Here is a 17,068-nt window from a genome sequence, read left to right on the forward strand (position 1 = left end):
CATGTCACATCGATTCACACGCATGACTGGCTGGCAGGCGGCCCTGGCGCTGGGCCTTGCGCTGGCACTCACCGGCTGCAGCACCCCGCACATCCCCAAGCCCGACCCAGCAAGTTCTTCGGGCATGGCCTGGAGTGGCCGCATGGGCCTGCAGGTACAGGACCCCTTGGAGCAGGAGCAGTCGTTCAGCGCCTCTTTTCACCTGCAGGGCAGTCCAGAACAAGGCAGCCTGGACGTTTTCAACCCTCTTGGCTCGCAGATTGCCAAACTGCAATGGCAGCCGGGTGCAGCACTGCTACAGCAAGGCGATCGCATCACCCAGTCCGATTCTTTGCAAGAGCTGTTGCGCCAAAGCCTGGGCACGGCTTTGCCTGTTCAAGCGCTTTTTAGCTGGTTGCAAGGGCACAATGCCAGCGCCGAAGGATGGCAGGTGGACCTAAGCCGTCACAGCGAAGGCCGTATCACAGCGCAACGCATCACACCTTTGCCACACGCCACCCTGAGAGTGGTTCTTCAGCCTGTTGACTAAAAGCAGCGCGCAAAGCGTTGCCACGTATTTCTTGCTCTTCACACATGCATAGCCTCTACGACGTGCCGGCCCCGGCCAAACTCAACCTGTTTTTGCACATCACAGGGCGCAGGGCGGATGGCTATCACCTGCTGCAATCTGTCTTCATGCTGATTGATTGGCAAGACACCTTGCACTTTGAACACATCCAGAGTTCAGAAATTTCGCGGCAAGACCTCAACCCGGACGCCCCGCAACTTCCCGCAGATGATTTGTGCGTTCGGGCCGCACAAGCCTTGCAAGCCGCCACAGGCTGCACCCAGGGCGTGCGCATTGCGATTGACAAGCACATCCCCTCTCAAGCTGGCATGGGTGGAGGCTCTTCAGATGCGGCATCTACATTGATTGCTCTGAACCGGCTCTGGAACCTTAACCTCACCCGTGCACAGCTGGAAGGTATCGGCATCCGGCTGGGTGCTGACGTGCCCTTTTTTATTCGCGGGCACAACGCCTGGGTAGAAGGCATCGGCGAGAGCATTACGCCTTTATGTGGCGCTCACGCCTTGCCTTCCCGGCTTTTCTGGGTCATCAAGCCACAAGCGGGCCTTAACACCCAAAGCATTTTTACTGACCCGCGCCTTCAACGCGATACAAAGCGTGCTAAAATCGAAGACTTTGCTGCAGATCACTACGGCTTTGGCCACAACGACCTGCAGCCGGTTGCTGAAGCTTTGTGCCCCGATGTAATGAAAGTCAGAAATTGGCTGAATGCATCTGGAATGCATGCTACAATGACTGGCTCTGGAAGTGCGGTATTTGCGCAAGCCAGCAAAGAGATTGATTTTTCACATGCGCCTAGCACATGGAAAATCAGGCTTTGCAAAAATCTGGAAAATCATCCATTGATCCAATGGATTCCAGAATAACAAGCTACCGGTTAATTGTTATCGACGACAATTGACCTGTGTAGGGGAGTCGCCAAGTTGGTTAAGGCACCGGATTTTGATTCCGGCATGCGAGGGTTCGAGTCCTTCCTCCCCTGCCAAATATCTTTATGCGTTTAAGCAAACCCAATACTGGGAAGCTCATGCAATCCAATAATTCTGAATTCGTGGTTTTTACGGGCAATGCCAATCGCAGCATGGCCGAAGAAATCGCCAAGCATCTTGGCGCATCTTTGGGCGCTGCTGATGTTGGTCGTTTCTCTGACGGTGAAGTCACCGTAGAAATTAAACAAAACGTCCGCACCCGCGATGTGTTTGTGGTGCAGCCTACTTGCGCCCCCACCAATGACAACCTGATGGAGTTGCTGGTGATGGTGGACGCTTTGAAGCGCGCCTCCGCACAAAGCATTTGCGCGGTCATTCCCTACTTTGGCTATGCCCGCCAAGACCGCCGCGTGCGCTCTACCCGTGTAGCGATTACCGCCAAAGTGGTTGCCAACATGTTGCAGGCCGCTGGTGTAAACCGCGTGCTGACCATGGATTTGCACGCTGACCAGATTCAGGGCTTCTTCGACATTCCCGTCGACAACATCTACGCTTCGCCCATCCTGCTCAAGGATCTGAACGAAAAGAAATATGACGACCTGATCGTTGTATCTCCAGACGTGGGTGGCGTGGTGCGCGCACGCGCACTGGCCAAGCAGCTGGGTTGCGATCTGGCCATCATCGACAAGCGCCGGCCCAAGGCCAACGTGTCGGAAGTGATGCACGTGATCGGTGACATCGATGGCCGCAACTGCGTGATCATGGACGACATGATCGACACGGCTGGCACTTTGGTCAAAGCCGCAGAAGTGCTCAAGCAGCGTGGTGCCAAGAAGGTGTATGCCTATTGCACACACCCCATTTTCTCTGGCCCTGCCATCCAGCGTATCTCCGAAGGCGATGCTCTGGACGAAGTGGTAGTGACCAACACCATTCCTTTGAGCCCCGCAGCTCAGGCGTGTGGCAAGATTCGCCAATTGTCCGTGGCACCTCTGTTTGCAGAGACCATCCAGCGCATCTCTACCGGTGACTCGGTAAGCAGCCTGTTTCAGGACTAAGTTTTTCCTTCGGGACATTGCACAACCTCCTTCGGGAGGTTTGCGTTTTCCGAAGTTTCATCCAGGGCACAAGCCTTGGGTTTTTAACCGAGTGGAACTGGTCGCGGTCCACTCATATTGGAGTTAGTTATGCAAATCGCTGCAACAGCACGTAATCTGCAAGGTACGGGTGCGAGCCGCCGCCTGCGTATTTCCGGCAAGGCACCTGGTATCGTTTTTGGCGCTGGCCAAGACGCACAAAAGATCGAAATCGATCACAACAGCCTGTTCCACGCTCTGAAGAAGGAATCTTTCCACACTTCGATCCTGGACCTGGACATCGACGGCCAATCTTCCAAGGTTGTGCTGCGCGACGTGCAATACCACCCCTTCCGTGCTCAGATCCTGCACATCGACTTCCAGCGCGTGGACGAGAACACCAAGATCGAATCCAAGGTTGCTCTGCGTTACGAAAACGCTGACAAGTCGCCTGCTGTAGTGACTGAAGAAGGCACTGTGACGCCTCTGATCACCGAAGTATCGGTGCTGGCTGCTCCTGCCAAGACTCCTGAGTTCATCTCCGTGGACCTGTCCAAGCTGTCCTCCAAGGCCATCCCCGGCCTGCAGACCGTGAAGGCTCCTAACGGCGTGAAGATCATCGCTCGTGGCGCAAACAAGAACCCCGTTCTGGTTTCCGTGAAGCTGCCTGAGGCTGCTGTTGTTGCTCCCGTGGCAGCTGCTCCTACCGACAAGAAGAAGAAGAAGTAATTTTTCTCCTCTTGCCGCCGCAGCCCCTGGGGGCTGCTGGCAAAACAAATGGCCCGCCTTGTGTGGGCCATTTGTTTTGCTGAACATGCATTCCCTGCATGCAGCCCTGACTGGATAATCCTCGCATGATCAAACTGTTTGTGGGCCTTGGCAATCCTGGCCCGGAATATGAAGACACTCGCCACAATGCCGGCTTTTGGTGGATTGATGGCCTGGCCCGTGAGCTCAAGGTGCATTTGCAGCCAGAGCGCAGCTACTGGGGCCTGATGGCACGCACCAGCGTGCAGGGCCAGCCCGTGTGGCTGCTGCAGCCACAGACGTTCATGAATCTGTCAGGCAAGTCCGTAGGCGCACTGGCACGCTTTTTCAAAATCAAGCCCGAAGAAGTGCTGGTGGTGCATGACGAGCTGGATTTTGAACCTGGTCAGATCAAGCTCAAGCGCGGCGGCAGCCACGGCGGTCACAACGGTCTGAGAGATATCCATGCACAGCTGGGCAGTCCTGACTACTGGCGTCTGCGTGTGGGCATTGGTCACCCCGGCCAAAAAGGGGATGTCGCCAGCTGGGTGCTCAAAAAACCGCCGCAAGAGCAGTGGAACGCCATTCACGAGCAGATTGACCGCAGCCTCAAGGCTTGGCCTTTGCTGGCAGCAGGAGAGATGGAAAAGGCCACCGTGCTGATCAACACCAACAAACCACCGCGCCCCAAGCCACCGCGCAAGCCGGTGCCAGATGCCGACAGCGCCCCCACTTTGGTGAATGAATAAAAATAGCTGCTAACACTTACGCAATAAGCGTTAGCAGCCAATTTGACTGATATTTTTATATCTTCAGTGACAGTGCCTGCAAGCGTTCAAATTTTTGCAGCAAGGTTTCCTGGCTCTCAACAAAGTCAGGATGCACGGGAATGCATGAGACCGGGCAGACCTGCATGCACTGGGGCTCATCAAAGTGCCCCACGCACTCCGTGCACTTGTGGGGGTCAATCTCATAGATCAGCTCCCCCATGTAAATGGCATCGTTGGGGCACTCTGGCTCACACACATCACAATTGATGCATTCTTCCGTGATCATCAACGCCATAGCATGCCTCCTTGGCACAAGGCCGTACACAGGCAAGCGGCTCGGTCATAGGTGTTCAGCACAGGGGACATGGCGCAATTATCATGCGCCCGCCGCTTACCCCATCTCAACGGCACACACTTCCATGCTTTGCACTGTGGGATTTACCGCTATGCTCGGAGCCCGCAAAACCTTGACTGCCTTGACTTCATGAGTGTTTTTCTCGCCAAACGCCTGCTCACATTGATAGCCACCTTGCTGGGTGCATCCATGCTGGTGTTTGCTGTGCTGGAGATTTTGCCGGGCAATGCCGCACAAGTGCTCATGGGGCCTGACGCCGATCCTCAGGCCGTGGCCGCCATGGCCGAGCAACTGGGTCTGAACCAGCCCGCGCTGCAACGCTATACCGATTGGTTGCTGGGTTTTTTCACTGGCAATCTTGGCAACAGCTACGCCTATGGATCGCCGGTCTGGGATCTGGTTGCCGAGCGGCTGGTACTGACCCTGCCTCTGGCGGTATTGGCCATGTTGATCACCACGGTGCTGGCCTTGCTGGCCGGCGTTTATGCAGCATCACGCCACAACAAGCTGGGCGATGTGGGCATCATGGGTTTGGCCCAACTGGGCATTGCCATACCGAACTTCTGGTTTGCCATCCTTTTGATCTTGCTGTTTTCGGTGAAGTTGCAATGGTTTTCTGCTGGCGGCTTTCCTGGCTGGAGCAGTGAATTTGGTGGCGGCTTCTGGCCTGCACTGCAATCTCTGCTGCTACCTGCCATTGCACTGGCTGTTGTACAAGCGGCGATTTTGGCGCGCATCACCCGCTCTGCAGTGCTGGAAGTGCTGCGTGAAGACTTTGTGCGCACCGCACGTGCCAAGGGCTTGAGCCAGCGCGCCGTGCTCTGGGGCCATGTGCTGCGCAATGCCATGATTCCGGTCATCACGGTCATGGGTCTGCAGTTTGCCAACTTGCTGGCTGGCACCATCGTGGTGGAAAACGTGTTTTATCTGCCCGGGCTGGGCCGTTTGATCTTCCAGTCCATTGCCAACCGCGATCTGATCGTGGTGCGCAACTGCGTCATGCTGCTGGCCGCCATGGTCATCGTGGTGAACTTCATCGTCGATGTGCTGTACGCCATCATTGACCCCCGTGTGAAAGCCAGCGACTTATGAGCCAGCCCCGCACCTTGTTGCAGCGCGGGCTGCACCACCCCAGCTTTGTCGTTGGTGCTGTACTGACACTGGCCCTGGCTGCCTGCGCCCTGCTTTCTTTCGTCTGGACACCCTGGAGCCCTTACGAGATGAACATCGAGGCCAAGCTGCTGCCCCCCAGCGCGCAGTTCTGGATGGGCACCGACGCTTTTGGCCGCGATGTGCTGTCTCAAATCATGGTGGGCGCACGCAGCTCCATTGCAGTGGGCGTAATTGCCGTAGGTATTGGTCTGGTCTTTGGCGTGGCTCTGGGCTTGATTGCAGCCGCTTTGCGCGGCTGGGTGGAAGAAGTCATCATGCGCATGTCTGACTTCACCTTTGCCTTCCCGGCCATCTTGTCGGCCATCATGATGACCGCCGTTTTTGGCCCCAGCATGGTCAACGCCATCATTGCAATTGGCATCTTCAACATTCCGACCTTTGCACGCATCACCCGCGCTTCGGCCAACGCGATCTCGTCGCGTGAATACGTGATGGCTGCGCGTGCCTGCGGTAAAAACCGTTTCAGCATCACACTGCAGCACGTGCTGCCCAACATCATGGGGGTGCTGATCGTTCAGGCCACCATCCAGTTTGCGCTGGCCATTTTGGCTGAGGCTGCGCTGTCTTATCTGGGGCTGGGTACACAGCCCCCGCAGCCATCTTGGGGCCGCATGCTCAGTGATGCACAAACGTTGATGTTCCAAGCACCCCTGCTGGCCGTGTTTCCCGGCGTGGCGATTGCGCTGTCGGTGCTGGGCCTGAATTTACTGGGCGATGGCCTGCGCGACCTGATGGACCCGCGCTTGAGCCGCCAACGCTGAGCGAGACTGGAGACACGAATGCCCTTGCTTGAAGTCACTGGCCTTAATCTTTTTCTGCGTGGCAGCCAAGGCACAGTGCAGGCGCTGCGCCACCTTTCGTTCAAACTGGAGCGCGGCAGCGCGCTGGGCATTATTGGTGAGTCCGGTTGCGGCAAATCCCTGACCGTGCAGACCCTGATGGGTTTGCAGCCTGACAACGCAACGGTCACGGGCAGTATTTTGTGGAACGGACAAGAGTTGCTGGGTCAGACCGAGCGCCAGTGGCAAAGCCTGCGCGGCAATCGCATGGCCATGGTGTTTCAAGAGCCCATGACGGCCTTGAACCCTGTGCATACGGTAGGCCGCCAGGTGGCAGAACCCATGCTCTATCACAAGGGGCTGGACAGGGCCAGCGCGCTCAAGGCCGCCACAGCCTTGCTCGAGCGCGTGGGCATTTCCAATGCCAGCGCCCGTGTCCATGATTTCCCGCACCAGTTCTCTGGCGGACAGCGCCAGCGCATCACCATTGCGATGGCGCTGGCGTGTGAGCCTGATGTACTGATCGCTGACGAGCCGACCACGGCGCTGGATGTGACCGTTCAGCAGCAAATTCTGGATTTGATCAACGATGTGGTGGCCGAGCGCGATATGGCACTCATCCTCATCTCGCACGATTTAGGTGTTATTTCACAGAATGTGGACGACATGCTGGTCATGTATGGCGGGCAGATTGTCGAAAGCGGGCCCACGGGCGCGCTCTTTCGCCACATGGGTCACCCCTATACGCGCGGGCTGATGGCGGCACGCCCGCGGCTGGATGCACCGCGCCAGCCCAGTGGCAAACCCCACGATCTGTTCACCATTGCCGGCACAGTCCCGGCCTTGGCAGACTTGCCACGCGGCTGTACCTTTGCCGGTCGATGCACATTCACGCAAGAGCGCTGCTATGAAGACAAGCCTGCGCGTGTTGGCATCCCCAGCTTTCAGCCACATGAGGCTCAACACAGCAGCCTGGGTGTGCACCAGGTGCGCTGCCTGCGCCCGGAAGCCATGCGCCCTGGCAACACTGAGGCCTGGAAATGACGCCTGACAACCTGCGCCCCCCTTTGCTTCAGACGATTGGTCTGGGCAAAACCTATGCGCTGCCACGCCGCCAGCTGTGGCAGGCACCGCCGCAGGTTATCGCCTTGCAAGATGTCGATCTGACGGTCTACGGCGGGCGCAACGTAGGCATTGTGGGTGAATCTGGCTCTGGCAAGTCCACGCTGGCGCGCTTGGCCATGGCACTGGACAAGCCCACCACAGGCCAGGTGCTGTGGAATGGGCAGGCACTGAGCGCCATGTCCGGCGCGGCCTTGCGTGCCGCTCGGCGTGACTGTCAGATGGTGTTTCAGGACCCCTATGGCTCACTGGACCCACGCATGACCGTGCAGCGCATTGTGGCCGAGCCACTTCAGGCCCTCAGCCACACCAGCCGCGCCGAGCAGCGTGAGCAGGCCGCCGAGGCCCTCACCCAGGTGGGGCTGCACCACAATGATCTGGACAAGTACCCCCATGAATTTTCGGGTGGCCAGCGCCAGCGCATTGCCATTGCGCGCGCGCTGATTACGCGCCCCCAGCTCATCGTCGCAGATGAACCCGTCAGCGCACTGGATGTCTCCATTCAGGCCCAGATACTCAATCTGCTGCTGGATTTGCAGCAGCGTTTTGGCATGACGTACCTGCTCATCAGCCATGACCTGGCTGTCGTCAATCATTTGTGTGATGAAGTGCTTGTCATGCAGCAAGGCCGGGTGGTGGAGCAAGGCTCGCCCAGACAACTGTTTAGCCACGCCCGCCATCCCTATACGCAGACTTTGCTCAATGCAGTGCCGCAGATTGCCCCCGGCCGCGCACGCGCGCTGCGTAACCTGCGTGCGAAAGCAAGTTCTAACTTGGTGTAAAAAGCGGTCTGCTTCTTGATCGTGCGGTACAGCATGGAAAGTTGCTGCCTGCCCTACCCACTGAGACATATCGGAGACCCTGAACCATGATTGACCGCCGCAATTTGCTTGCATCTGGCGCTTTGGCCGGTTTGACCGCGCTGTTGCCGCTTCACAGCATGGCGCAAGCGAAAAAAGAGACGGTGAACCTGGCCCTGACGCTGGAGCCCCCGGTACTGGACCCGACGGCCAGTGCCTCCTCCTCGATTGCCGAAATCACGCAATACAACATCTTTGAGACGCTCACCAAGATCAATCCCGACGGCAGCGTCTCTCCCCTGCTGGCGGAAAGCTGGGAAGTCTCGCCAGATCTGAAGACCTACACCTTCCGCCTGCGCAAGGGGGTCAAGTTTCAAAACGGCCAGCCTTTTAACGCAGAAACCGTAAAGTTCTCGCTGGAGCGCGCTGGCAGCGAAAAAAGCACCAACAAGGACAAGCGCAGCTTCAGCGGCCTGAAGATCCGTGTGATCGACGCCTTCACCATTGAAGTCGTGACGCAGGAGATTGACCCTGACTTTCTGTTTGTCATGGGTCAGGGCACATCCATCATCGTTGAGCCCAAGAGCGCCGTCACCAACACCACGCAGCCAGTGGGCACCGGCCCCTACAAGCTGGGCCAGTGGCAAAAAGGGGCCTCTATCACCTTGGTGGCATGGCCTGAATACCGCGACGCCAACAAGATCCGCATCAAGCGCGCCACATTCCGCTTTATTCCCGACTCAGCAGCCCAGGTGGCCGCCCTGATGGCGGGCGATGTGGACGCCTTCCCCCGCGCCACACCACGCAGCGTGCCGCAGTTCCAGAAAGACCCACGCTTTCAGGTCATCGTCAGCGGCTCACGCGCCAAAACCATTTTGGCCATCAACAACGGCCGAAAGCCTCTGAACGATGTACGCGTGCGTAAAGCCATTGCCGCCGCCATTGATCGCAAAACCATCATTGAAGGGGCCGCAGAAGGCTACGGCGTGCCCATTGGCAGCCATTACGTACCCGGTGCCTTTGGCTATGTGGACACCACCGGCATCAACCCGCACAACCTCGACAAGGCCAAGGCCCTGCTTAAAGAAGCGGGCGTGCAACTGCCGCTGAAGCTGACCATGACGCTGCCCCCAGCCCCCTATGCACGCCAGGGCGGCGAGATCATTGCCGCACAGCTGGCCAAGGTGGGCATTGAGGTCAAACTGCAGAACGTGGAATGGGCACAATGGCTGTCTGGCACCTACGGCAACAAGCAGTACGACCTGACCATGATCAGCCATGTAGAGCCTTTTGATCTGGGCAACTTTGCCAAGCCCGATTACTACTGGGCCTACGACTCGCAAGAGTTCCGCGATCTGTTCGAGAAGATCAAGAACACCCCCAAGTCCACCGACCGCGCACGCCTGCTGGGCGAGGCACAGCGCATGCTTGCCAGCGACGCAGTGCACGGCTTCCTGTACCAGCCCCAGTGGGTCACCATTGCCAACAAAAACCTGCGCGGGCTGTGGAAAGACATGCCTGTCTTTGTGAATGACCTGTCGGCCATGTACTGGAGCGACAAGAACTAGCGTTTTTTAGAAAAATTTATAAAAAAGTAGCACTTAGCGCTCATCCACAAAGGGTTTCAGATAGTTTTATATCTAAAACCCTTTGTTCATATGCGCTAGCAGCTCTTATCTTTGCACCGTCAGCAAACGCACTGCCAGCCCTAAAAACACCACGCCCGCCAGCCGGTTCAACCACCACTGCGCACGTGCAGAGCGCTGCAAGATGCCGCCAAACACGCCCGAAAAACAGGCAATGGCACCAAATACCAGCAACGTGGCCAGTACAAACAACAGGCCAAAACACACGATCTGCAGCGCCACGCTGCCGCGCGCCGGGTCTGCAAACTGCGGCAAGAAAGCCAGAAAGAAAATCAGCACCTTGGGGTTGGTGATATTCATCACCACGCCGCGCCCCACCATGCGCAGCGCTTGCTGCCATGGCAGCGACTGGGCCGTGCTGCCGGCTTGTGGCGTATCACTGGAGCTGACTGGCGCACGCAAAGCGCCCCATGCCAGCCAGGCCAGATAAGCAGCACCACACCATTTCAAAGTGATGAACGCCGTGCTGGATGCCGCAAACAAGGCCGCCAGCCCCAAGGCCACCGCCGTGGTGTGCACCACAATGCCCAGGCACAGCCCTACCACCACGCACATGCCCACGCGCCAGCCACGCTGGATGGACTGCACCAGTACAAACAGGTTATCGGGCCCGGGCGTCAGCGCCAGCAGCACCGCCACGCCCAAAAAGGCCACCAAAGCATTCCACGCAGGCATCTGTCCATCGCTTTCACAGGGCTTGAATAAGCCGCCATTGTGCGGCGGCTGCCAGTACGCTGCCAAGCCAACGGGCGACGTCAAGGCGTGGTGATGCGCTAACGCACTGCACACGCCGCTGCCAGCCACAGGCAGGCGCTTGAGCGGCGGGCATGAAGCCGCAAAGCCGTGCGGCCGGGCACGACAAGGCCACACCACAACGCACCAAGCGCAGCGTGCGCAGCCTTAGAGTAAGGAAAAGAGGAAGCAGAAAAACTCAGCGCGAGGGTGGCAGCAACGTTGGCTGAGGGCGGCACTGCGCATTGCGAAACGGCCCCTCCCCCCTGCTCCAGCCCTGGCTGGGCATGACCTGGGCGCACACCCGGTGCCCGTCCAGCTTGCTCACCCACCAGTACCACGGCGCAGGCTGCGCCCACGCGGCATTGGCCCATGCCAGCACCACCGCCACACCACCTGTCAGGCACACCGTACGCAACATCATGGTCTGCACTTTATCCCAGAGCCAGTGCCGTCACGCCGACCGCAATCAATACGGCTCCGCCAATGCGCACCATGCGATCGCCTTCACGCAGCAAATGCCCGCCAATCAGGGCAGCAAACAGCATGGACACCTCGCGCGCCGGGGCCACATGTGAAATGGGCGCGCTTTGCATGGCAAACAGCACCAATACATACGCAATCGGGCTAACCACGGCCACCAGCAGCGCCCAGCGCCACTGCTGCTGCCACAGCGACCTGGCCTCAGCCACATTGCGCAGCACCACAGGAGACAGCAAGATCACGCGCAGGCAACTGCCCAGATAATCAATCAGGATGGGTGACAGCAGCAGCACCTTGACGCCGTAGCCATCTACCACGGTGTAGCCTGCAATGAAAACGCCCGTCAGCACTCCATAAAACAGCCCTTGGTGCAAGCGATGGCGCGCTGCAGGATCGCTGCGCTGGCGAAACAATCTGGGGCCGCCGGCAATCAAAAATACCCCCAGCACCACGCCAGCCACCCCCAGCACACCCAGCTGCGAAAGCTCCTCGCCCAGCAGCGTGATGGCCACCAGGGTACTGATTAACGGGCCGCTGCCCCGCGCCAGAGGGTAGACCACGGTGAGGTCGGCCTTGCGATAGCCGCGCAGCAAGATCACGTAATAGGCCAGATGCAGCACGCCACTGACCGCCACCAAAGCCCATGGCTGCCAGCCCCAGTGCGGCACAACGTCACGCCCTACCCACCACGCCAGCGGGGCCCAGACAATGATGAGCAAGATGGAAGTGAAAAAGGCAAACCGCGCATCGCCACCGGCTTTCTTGGCGGCAATGTTCCATCCTGCATGGATGATGCCGGCCAAAATAATGAGTGCAAAAGCTTGCAGTGACATGGAGCAGTCAAACGGCCATAAAAAAGGCTGCGCAGTGCGCAGCCTCTGGGGCCTGAGCGAGGGGGTTAATCGTTGCGGCGGCCGGGAATGAGCGCCAGAAACTCACGGCGCAGTGTGGGGTCCTTCAAAAATGCACCACGCATGACGGAGTTGAGCATCTTGCTGTCCTTTTCGCGCACACCGCGCCAGGACATGCAAAAGTGCGAGCACTCCATGACCACGGCCAGACCGTCAGGGCGGGTCTTTTCCATGATCAAATCAGCCAGCTGAATGATGGCCTCTTCCTGAATCTGCGGGCGCCCCAGCACCCAATCCACCAGACGTGCGTACTTGGACAGGCCAATGACGTTGGTGTTCTTGTTGGGCATCACACCAATCCACACCTTGCCCATTACAGGACACAGGTGGTGACTGCATGCGCTGCGCACCGTAATGGGGCCAACGATCATCAGCTCATTGAGGTGCTTGCCGTTGGGGAACTCCGTGATCGAAGGCGGCTTGTGATAGCGACCTGCAAACACTTCCTTGAGATACATCTTGGCCACACGGCGGGCAGTGGCCTGGCTGTTGTGGTCATTGGCCGTGTCGATGACCATGCTGTCGAGCACGCCCTGCATCTTGACTTCCACCTCGTCGAGCAATTGCTCCAGCTCACCGGGTTCGATGAAGTCGGCAATATTTTCGTTCGCGTGAAAACTGCGGCCAGCCGCCTGCACCCGCTCGCGAATCTTCACGGAGACAGGGGTGCCGTGCGGGTCAAAACCTGCGGGCTGTTTGTCGGATGCGGCAACCAAATCTTGAAACATGGGCGCGATAGTAACAGTGAATCATCAGGCCGACAGGGGCCATGGAATTGGCAGGCCGCCTACAGTTTGAACTCTGCGATCAACGGCAAATGGTCTGACATGCGCCACCAGATACGGCCTTGCGGAACCGTCAGGCTGATGGGATCCAGACCGCGAACGTACACATGGTCCAGTTGCGCCAGCGGCAAACGTGCCGGATAGGTGAAGGTGCTGCGGTCACCGTCGTACTCATACAGGCCAAAGCCGGCAAGCATGCGCTTGATATGGTTGCCCCAGTCATTGAAATCCCCGGCCACCACCACCGGGACTGCCGGGGGCACTTCGCGCTCAATGAATTGCTGCAGCTGATATATCTGGCGCACACGGCTGCCAGCAATCAGGCCCAGATGCACCACCACGGTGTGCACGGAACGCCCGTGGAACATGACCTCGGCGTGCAGCAGACCGCGCTGCTCAAAACGGTGGTCCGATACGTCCAGGTGCTTGATATCGCGCACCGGCCAGCGCGAGAGCAAGGCGTTGCCATGCTCTCCATCGCGTGTATAGGCATTGGTGTGATAGACGGCCTCGTAGCCGTCCGGTGCCAGAAACTCTGCCTGCGACACTTCAGGCCAGTTGGCAAAGTACGCGGCCTCGCGCCGGTTCATTTTGCGCACTTCCTGCAGGCAGACGATGTCGGCATCGAGCTGCTCTACGGCCAGCCCCAGGTTGTGAATTTCCAGCCTGCGTGTGGGCCCCAGACCCTGCACACCTTTGTGAATGTTGTAGGTGGCCACACGCAAAATACCCTGCTCGGCGGGCACCAAGAGGCCAGAGGGCGTGGTTTCCATGGGCGGCAGTGGTGGCGTGGTCTCAGGCGTCATGCAGGCAATGGAAGAAAAACAGGTAGATGAAGAATAGCTTCAGCATTCGAGGGCGCGTAGCAACGGTCTGCCGCTTCGCGCCAAGCATGCCAAGCAAATGCGGTGTGTTCGCGCGGATTCAAGGTGACTTGGGCGTAGGACGCAACCTCCAGCCCAAACACACGCTCGGTATTGACAAAGGTTCCGGGCGCGTAGCGATGCAGCCACTGGGGGTAAATGGTGTAGATGTTCTCCAGCCCCCAGTCTTGCAGCTTGCAGCCTTGCGCGTGCACATCAATGCCCGCCTCCTCCCACACCTCGCGTGCAGCCACCTGCTCCCAAGACTCATCGTGCGTGTCTTTGCTGCCGGTGACGGACTGCCAGAAATCGCCCCCGTGCCCATCACCAAGGGTGCGCTGCAACAGCAGCACCTGGCCTTGCGGGGTGTAAATCACCACCAGAACCGACTGCGCAATTTTGTAAGGGCCTGCGTGCATGCGCCCTATCTTCACACTGAAAGCATGCCCTAGACGCAAAAAAAGCCTTTGCGCTGCCGCAAAGGCTTTTGGTGTTTTAAGCCTCTAGCCCTTGCGCACTAAGCGCAAGAAGCTATGACTTTAAGAGCCATCGATTTACGATGCCTTGACCGCATCGATGTTGCGCAGGCGAATGTGCAGCTCGCGCAGCTGCTTTTCATCGACAGGCGAAGGCGCTTGCGTCAACAAGTCTTGTGCACGCTGTGTCTTGGGGAAGGCAATGACGTCACGAATCGACTCAGAGCCTGTCATCAGCGTGATCAGACGGTCCAGACCGAAGGCCAGACCACCGTGGGGAGGTGCGCCGTACTGCAGTGCATCGAGCAGGTAGCCAAACTTGGCGCGCTGGTCTTCAGGGCTGATGTTCAAGGCAGCAAATACCTTGGCCTGCACGTCAGCGCGGTGGATACGCACCGAGCCGCCACCCAGCTCCCAGCCGTTCAAGACCATGTCGTAGGCCTTGGCAATGCACTTGGAAGGGTCGGTCGCCATCAGCTCTTCATGGCCATCCTTGGGCGATGTGAAGGGATGGTGCACAGCCACCCAGCGGCCACTTTCTTCGTCATGCTCAAACATGGGGAAGTCCACCACCCACAGCGGGGCCCACTTGTCTTCAAACAAGCCGCTTTTCTTGGCGAAATCGCTGTGGCCCACCTTCAGACGCAACGCACCGATGGAGTCGTTGACGATCTTTTCCTTGTCAGCACCGAAGAACAGCAGGTCGCCGTCCAGTGCGCCCGTGCGCTTCAGGATTTCGGCAATCGCCGCGTCATGCAGGTTCTTGACGATGGGCGACTGCAGGCCTTCGCGGCCCTTGGCCACTTCGTTGACCTTGATCCATGCCAGACCCTTGGCACCGTAGATCTTGACGAACTCGGTGTAGCCATCGATCTCGCCACGCGAAATGGAAGCGCCGCCGGGCACGCGCAGGGCCACCACACGGCCACCCTTGGTGGTAGCAGGCGTAGAAAACACCTTGAAGTCCACATCGCCCATGCAGTCGGTCAGTTCGGTGAACTCGAGCTTGACGCGCAAATCGGGCTTGTCCGAACCAAAGCGGAAAGCCGCATCCTGGTACGTCATGACGGGGAATTCGCCCAGGTCCACGTTCAGCTGCTGCTGGAACACTTCCTTGATCATCTGCTGGAAGATGGCGCGAATTTCTTCTTCGTTTAGGAACGAAGTTTCGCAGTCGATCTGCGTGAATTCGGGCTGGCGGTCAGCGCGCAAGTCTTCATCACGGAAGCACTTGGTGATCTGGTAGTAGCGGTCAAAGCCCGAGACCATCAGCATCTGCTTGTACAGCTGGGGCGACTGGGGCAGCGCAAAGAACTGGCCGTCATGCACGCGCGAAGGCACCAGATAGTCGCGAGCGCCTTCGGGTGTGGACTTGCCCAGCATGGGGGTTTCGATGTCGATAAAGCCCAGCTTGTCCAGGAAGTTGCGCACCTGGATCGAGGTCTTGTAGCGCAGCATCATGTTGCGCTGCATCACCGGGCGGCGCAGGTCCATCACGCGGTTGGTCAGTCGCACGTTTTCCGACAGGTTCTCGTCGTCCACCTGGAAGGGCGGCGTCACTGCTGCGTTGAGCACGTTCAGCTCATGGCACAGCACTTCGATCTGGCCGCTCTTGAGCTTGTCGTTGGTCGTGCCAGCAGGACGGGCACGCACAATGCCCTTGACCTGCACGCAATATTCACCGCGGATTTCTTCGGCCACCTTGAACATTTCAGGGCGGTCGGGGTCGCACACCACCTGCACATAGCCTTCACGGTCACGCAGGTCAATAAAGATCACGCCACCGTGGTCACGACGACGATTCACCCAGCCGCACAGGGTAACGGTTTCGCCCATCAGGGCTTCGGTCACAAGACCGCAATATTCAGAGCGCATGGCCATGGTCTATCTTCCTGCGCCCCAGGGGACGCGCTTTTTGGGTTGTTTATCGTTCTTCGTCAGGGATGGGCAGTGGCGGCGGTGCCACCACACCCATGGAGACGATGTACTTGAGCGCAGCTTCCACGCTCATCTCTAGTTCCACGCAATCGCTCTTGCGCATCATCACAAAGTAGCCCCCAGTGGGGTTGGGCGTTGTCGGCACAAATACGCTCACGTATTCGTCGCGCAAATAACGGGCCACTTCCCCGGCTGGGCTGCCAGTGATGAAAGCCACAGTCCACACGCCTTCACGGGGCCATTGCACCAGCACGGCTGTGCGAAACGCATTGCCACTGTCCGAGAAGACGGTATCCGAGACCTGCTTAACGCTGGAATAAATCGAGCGTACCACCGGGATGCGGGTAATGAGGGCATCGCCCCAGGACACCAGCTTGCGGCCAACGAAGTTACTGGCAATCGCACCGATGGAAAGCAGCACCACCAGTGTCAGCAGCACCCCAAAACCCGGAATATGCAAACCCAGCAGATAGTCAGGCTGCCACTGAGCGGGCAAAAGGTTCAGGGTCTGATCCAGCGTGCTGATGATCCAGTGCAGCACCCACACGGTGATGACACCGGGCACGATGACCAGCAATCCGGTGAACAGCCATTTACGCAATGCAGACATGGCCAATCTCAGACCTCAGAGGCTGCAGCGCAGCCCGCTGCTGCACAGGCACTGCCACCGGCATCACACGCTGCGGCAGGTGCTGGGGCTGAGGTGCTGCTGCTCGAGGAGCCGCCCTTGAAATCGGTGGCATACCAGCCAGAACCCTTCAACTGGAATCCAGGTGCAGTCAATTGCTTGGAAAAGGCCGCAGCACCGCAAGCCGGGCAATCGGTCAGCGGGGCATCGGACATCTTCTGGAGAACATCCTTGGCGTGGCCACAGGTGCCACACTTGTACGCATAAATCGGCATAGCTTTGGGTCA

At 58.5% G+C, this 17,068-nt stretch carries 20 protein-coding genes and 1 tRNA gene; 11 read left to right on the forward strand and 10 right to left on the reverse strand.

The features are described from left to right. Position 1 precedes the first annotated feature (1 nt). The 6 genes from H9646_RS14435 (at position 2) to pth (ending at position 4,069) form a co-directional block, all read left to right on the forward strand. Entirely contained in the window at positions 2 to 529 is a 528-nt protein-coding gene (locus H9646_RS14435; protein WP_225214227.1) for a lipoprotein insertase outer membrane protein LolB, read from the forward strand. A gap of 44 nt (positions 530 to 573) precedes the next feature. Then, positions 574 to 1,434, forward strand: coding sequence for a 4-(cytidine 5'-diphospho)-2-C-methyl-D-erythritol kinase (gene ispE, locus H9646_RS14440; RefSeq protein WP_191724089.1), 861 nt, complete (start codon positions 574 to 576; stop codon positions 1,432 to 1,434). Positions 1,435 to 1,476: 42 nt separating this feature from the next. Next, positions 1,477 to 1,553: transfer RNA gene (locus H9646_RS14445), tRNA-Gln, on the forward strand. 42 nt (positions 1,554 to 1,595) lie between these two features. Then, a complete protein-coding gene (locus tag H9646_RS14450) occupies positions 1,596 to 2,555 on the forward strand; it encodes a ribose-phosphate pyrophosphokinase (protein WP_191724090.1) in 960 nt (319 codons plus the stop codon). A gap of 129 nt (positions 2,556 to 2,684) precedes the next feature. Further along, on the forward strand, positions 2,685 to 3,302 hold the full coding sequence (locus H9646_RS14455) for a 50S ribosomal protein L25/general stress protein Ctc (RefSeq protein WP_191724091.1): 618 nt from the start codon (positions 2,685 to 2,687) through the stop codon (positions 3,300 to 3,302). A 125-nt stretch (positions 3,303 to 3,427) separates the two neighbouring features. Then, positions 3,428 to 4,069 (forward strand): aminoacyl-tRNA hydrolase, encoded by a 642-nt coding sequence (gene pth, locus H9646_RS14460; RefSeq protein ID WP_191724092.1) that lies wholly within the window; start codon positions 3,428 to 3,430, stop codon positions 4,067 to 4,069. A 55-nt stretch (positions 4,070 to 4,124) separates the two neighbouring features. Here the strand turns inward: pth and H9646_RS14465 are convergent, their stop codons facing one another. After that, on the reverse strand, positions 4,125 to 4,385 hold the full coding sequence (locus H9646_RS14465; RefSeq protein WP_191724093.1) for a YfhL family 4Fe-4S dicluster ferredoxin: 261 nt from the start codon (positions 4,383 to 4,385) through the stop codon (positions 4,125 to 4,127). Positions 4,386 to 4,574: 189 nt separating this feature from the next. Between H9646_RS14465 and H9646_RS14470 the strand changes: the two genes are divergently transcribed. The 5 genes from H9646_RS14470 (at position 4,575) to H9646_RS14490 (ending at position 9,887) form a co-directional block, all read left to right on the forward strand. After that, positions 4,575 to 5,537: an ABC transporter permease gene (locus tag H9646_RS14470; RefSeq protein ID WP_191724094.1), complete on the forward strand. Its 963-nt coding sequence runs from the start codon at positions 4,575 to 4,577 to the stop codon at positions 5,535 to 5,537. Next, positions 5,534 to 6,379: an ABC transporter permease gene (locus H9646_RS14475; protein ID WP_191724095.1), complete on the forward strand. Its 846-nt coding sequence runs from the start codon at positions 5,534 to 5,536 to the stop codon at positions 6,377 to 6,379. Before H9646_RS14470 ends, H9646_RS14475 begins: the two co-directional genes overlap by 4 nt. A gap of 18 nt (positions 6,380 to 6,397) precedes the next feature. Further along, positions 6,398 to 7,441 (forward strand): ABC transporter ATP-binding protein, encoded by a 1,044-nt coding sequence (locus tag H9646_RS14480; RefSeq protein ID WP_191724096.1) that lies wholly within the window; start codon positions 6,398 to 6,400, stop codon positions 7,439 to 7,441. Then, positions 7,438 to 8,301 carry an ATP-binding cassette domain-containing protein gene (locus tag H9646_RS14485; RefSeq protein ID WP_191724097.1) on the forward strand — a complete coding sequence of 288 codons (864 nt, stop codon included), beginning with the start codon at positions 7,438 to 7,440 and terminating at the stop codon, positions 8,299 to 8,301. The genes H9646_RS14480 and H9646_RS14485 overlap by 4 nt, the downstream gene beginning before the upstream one ends. An 86-nt stretch (positions 8,302 to 8,387) precedes the next feature. Continuing rightward, a complete protein-coding gene (locus H9646_RS14490; protein WP_191724098.1) occupies positions 8,388 to 9,887 on the forward strand; it encodes an ABC transporter substrate-binding protein in 1,500 nt (499 codons plus the stop codon). 105 nt (positions 9,888 to 9,992) lie between these two features. On the opposite strand, the gene H9646_RS14495 is transcribed toward H9646_RS14490, so the two are convergent. The 9 genes from H9646_RS14495 to H9646_RS14535 all read right to left on the reverse strand — a co-directional run bounded on the left by H9646_RS14495 (position 9,993) and on the right by H9646_RS14535 (position 17,056). Continuing rightward, positions 9,993 to 10,640: a LysE family translocator gene (locus tag H9646_RS14495; protein WP_191724275.1), complete on the reverse strand. Its 648-nt coding sequence runs from the start codon at positions 10,638 to 10,640 to the stop codon at positions 9,993 to 9,995. A gap of 256 nt (positions 10,641 to 10,896) precedes the next feature. Further along, on the reverse strand, positions 10,897 to 11,121 hold the full coding sequence (locus tag H9646_RS14500) for a hypothetical protein (protein WP_225214228.1): 225 nt from the start codon (positions 11,119 to 11,121) through the stop codon (positions 10,897 to 10,899). A 10-nt stretch (positions 11,122 to 11,131) separates the two neighbouring features. Beyond that, positions 11,132 to 12,013 carry an EamA family transporter gene (locus H9646_RS14505; protein ID WP_191724099.1) on the reverse strand — a complete coding sequence of 294 codons (882 nt, stop codon included), beginning with the start codon at positions 12,011 to 12,013 and terminating at the stop codon, positions 11,132 to 11,134. 65 nt (positions 12,014 to 12,078) lie between these two features. Next, complete coding sequence (gene folE, locus H9646_RS14510; RefSeq protein ID WP_191724100.1) at positions 12,079 to 12,819, reverse strand: GTP cyclohydrolase I; 741 nt, start codon at positions 12,817 to 12,819, stop codon at positions 12,079 to 12,081. Positions 12,820 to 12,878: 59 nt separating this feature from the next. Continuing rightward, the gene (locus tag H9646_RS14515; RefSeq protein ID WP_191724277.1) at positions 12,879 to 13,649 is read right to left on the reverse strand and encodes an endonuclease/exonuclease/phosphatase family protein; all 771 of its coding nucleotides are present in this window, start codon (positions 13,647 to 13,649) and stop codon (positions 12,879 to 12,881) included. Positions 13,650 to 13,678: 29 nt separating this feature from the next. Continuing rightward, positions 13,679 to 14,158: a dihydroneopterin triphosphate diphosphatase gene (nudB, locus tag H9646_RS14520; protein WP_191724101.1), complete on the reverse strand. Its 480-nt coding sequence runs from the start codon at positions 14,156 to 14,158 to the stop codon at positions 13,679 to 13,681. Positions 14,159 to 14,293: 135 nt separating this feature from the next. Beyond that, on the reverse strand, positions 14,294 to 16,096 hold the full coding sequence (aspS, locus tag H9646_RS14525) for an aspartate--tRNA ligase (RefSeq protein ID WP_191724102.1): 1,803 nt from the start codon (positions 16,094 to 16,096) through the stop codon (positions 14,294 to 14,296). A gap of 43 nt (positions 16,097 to 16,139) precedes the next feature. After that, complete coding sequence (locus H9646_RS14530; RefSeq protein ID WP_191724103.1) at positions 16,140 to 16,763, reverse strand: DUF502 domain-containing protein; 624 nt, start codon at positions 16,761 to 16,763, stop codon at positions 16,140 to 16,142. Positions 16,764 to 16,771: 8 nt separating this feature from the next. After that, complete coding sequence (locus H9646_RS14535; protein ID WP_191724104.1) at positions 16,772 to 17,056, reverse strand: FmdB family zinc ribbon protein; 285 nt, start codon at positions 17,054 to 17,056, stop codon at positions 16,772 to 16,774. Positions 17,057 to 17,068 lie beyond the last annotated feature (12 nt).

It is taken from the genome of Comamonas avium, from assembly GCF_014836675.1.
In the GTDB taxonomy this organism is placed as follows: domain Bacteria; phylum Pseudomonadota; class Gammaproteobacteria; order Burkholderiales; family Burkholderiaceae_C; genus Comamonas; species Comamonas avium.

What these genes read in the sequence shown, in the direction of transcription:
- H9646_RS14435 (WP_225214227.1), top strand. Translation starts at nt 2, where the DNA reads ATGTCACATCGATTCACACGCATGACTGGCTGGCAGGCGGCCCTGGCG.
- ispE (WP_191724089.1), top strand. Translation starts at nt 574, where the DNA reads ATGCATAGCCTCTACGACGTGCCGGCCCCGGCCAAACTCAACCTGTTT.
- H9646_RS14450 (WP_191724090.1), top strand. Translation starts at nt 1,596, where the DNA reads ATGCAATCCAATAATTCTGAATTCGTGGTTTTTACGGGCAATGCCAAT.
- H9646_RS14455 (WP_191724091.1), top strand. Translation starts at nt 2,685, where the DNA reads ATGCAAATCGCTGCAACAGCACGTAATCTGCAAGGTACGGGTGCGAGC.
- pth (WP_191724092.1), top strand. Translation starts at nt 3,428, where the DNA reads ATGATCAAACTGTTTGTGGGCCTTGGCAATCCTGGCCCGGAATATGAA.
- H9646_RS14465 (WP_191724093.1), bottom strand. Translation starts at nt 4,385, where the DNA reads ATGGCGTTGATGATCACGGAAGAATGCATCAATTGTGATGTGTGTGAG.
- H9646_RS14470 (WP_191724094.1), top strand. Translation starts at nt 4,575, where the DNA reads ATGAGTGTTTTTCTCGCCAAACGCCTGCTCACATTGATAGCCACCTTG.
- H9646_RS14475 (WP_191724095.1), top strand. Translation starts at nt 5,534, where the DNA reads ATGAGCCAGCCCCGCACCTTGTTGCAGCGCGGGCTGCACCACCCCAGC.
- H9646_RS14480 (WP_191724096.1), top strand. Translation starts at nt 6,398, where the DNA reads ATGCCCTTGCTTGAAGTCACTGGCCTTAATCTTTTTCTGCGTGGCAGC.
- H9646_RS14485 (WP_191724097.1), top strand. Translation starts at nt 7,438, where the DNA reads ATGACGCCTGACAACCTGCGCCCCCCTTTGCTTCAGACGATTGGTCTG.
- H9646_RS14490 (WP_191724098.1), top strand. Translation starts at nt 8,388, where the DNA reads ATGATTGACCGCCGCAATTTGCTTGCATCTGGCGCTTTGGCCGGTTTG.
- H9646_RS14495 (WP_191724275.1), bottom strand. Translation starts at nt 10,640, where the DNA reads ATGCCTGCGTGGAATGCTTTGGTGGCCTTTTTGGGCGTGGCGGTGCTG.
- H9646_RS14500 (WP_225214228.1), bottom strand. Translation starts at nt 11,121, where the DNA reads ATGATGTTGCGTACGGTGTGCCTGACAGGTGGTGTGGCGGTGGTGCTG.
- H9646_RS14505 (WP_191724099.1), bottom strand. Translation starts at nt 12,013, where the DNA reads ATGTCACTGCAAGCTTTTGCACTCATTATTTTGGCCGGCATCATCCAT.
- folE (WP_191724100.1), bottom strand. Translation starts at nt 12,819, where the DNA reads ATGTTTCAAGATTTGGTTGCCGCATCCGACAAACAGCCCGCAGGTTTT.
- H9646_RS14515 (WP_191724277.1), bottom strand. Translation starts at nt 13,649, where the DNA reads ATGGAAACCACGCCCTCTGGCCTCTTGGTGCCCGCCGAGCAGGGTATT.
- nudB (WP_191724101.1), bottom strand. Translation starts at nt 14,158, where the DNA reads ATGCACGCAGGCCCTTACAAAATTGCGCAGTCGGTTCTGGTGGTGATT.
- aspS (WP_191724102.1), bottom strand. Translation starts at nt 16,096, where the DNA reads ATGGCCATGCGCTCTGAATATTGCGGTCTTGTGACCGAAGCCCTGATG.
- H9646_RS14530 (WP_191724103.1), bottom strand. Translation starts at nt 16,763, where the DNA reads ATGTCTGCATTGCGTAAATGGCTGTTCACCGGATTGCTGGTCATCGTG.
- H9646_RS14535 (WP_191724104.1), bottom strand. Translation starts at nt 17,056, where the DNA reads ATGCCGATTTATGCGTACAAGTGTGGCACCTGTGGCCACGCCAAGGAT.